The 879-nt window shown below is 34.6% G+C and carries 1 protein-coding gene and 1 pseudogene; both read right to left on the bottom strand.

Going from position 1 to position 879, the window contains the following annotated elements:
- The coding region (locus ACG9ZL_RS21045; RefSeq protein WP_419361857.1) for a P-loop NTPase family protein at positions 1 to 213 on the bottom strand (213 nt) is incomplete at its 3' end.
- Positions 214 to 879: pseudogene (locus tag ACG9ZL_RS21040) on the bottom strand (hypothetical protein); the annotation flags it as partial.

Raw genomic sequence — 879 nt, 5'->3', positions numbered from 1 at the left:
AAGATATTCACAACCGTCATAGATAATGTATGCAGATTGATTTATAAGCGTCCAATCAGAATCAGGAATGACTTTGAAAGTGTTAGGTAAAAAAGACTTATCAGATGTGTTATCTATAATGTTTGTATAAACAGGTTTTGACTGTTTGAGCGCATTTTCAATTGCCAAACATGTCTTACCCGAACATGGTCGACCAGTAATGAGAGTGATCATTTAAAACCCCTTAAATTCAGCTAGGTTATTAGCGCCATTCGTTACGTTTGCTTGAATTCTTTGATCTACAGCATTGTTTTGAATTTGTTGTGATTGCAAGTATTGCTGATATTTCGCATTTTGCTCATGTGACATGCGATCTACTGGAGATGTTTGAGCAAAAGCATCTTTCTGGTTAACTTGTTGGATATTATTTGAAGTATTTTGATTGTTCGATGCAAAGTAGTTAAATGGTCTATCTCCATTCATTAACTTTTGACAGTCAGATTGTGAAACTTCATTTAGAATCGTGCCTTGCTGAGTATATGCGATGTATTTAGAGCCTTTTTTCATGCAACCGCTAAATATTGGTTTAGCAGTGACTTCATATTTAATTTGCTGTTGTATATGTTGTTGTTCATATGGCTTTTCAGGATTATATGATACTTGCGTATTCTCGAATTTATCACCAGTAACACTGCCCTTGTTTTTTGATAAATCATCGAACCATTTAATACATTCAGGCTTTTCTATGTTGACTGCTTTACGACATTCAAAGCTTAAATCGTTATTTTGCGGTTGTTGTGTAGTTACAGATGATGCTTGAGAATCTATAACTGTATTCGGCTTTTGTTCACCACTCGCAATTTGTGCATTCTCTCTGATTTTTGAAGCACTTAAAAATGG

This window comes from Acinetobacter legionensis, assembly GCF_048551735.1.
Classification (GTDB): Bacteria; Pseudomonadota; Gammaproteobacteria; order Pseudomonadales; family Moraxellaceae; genus Acinetobacter.
The sequence above is the reverse complement of the archived record's forward strand: the minus strand, read 5'-3'. Positions and strand labels throughout refer to the sequence as shown.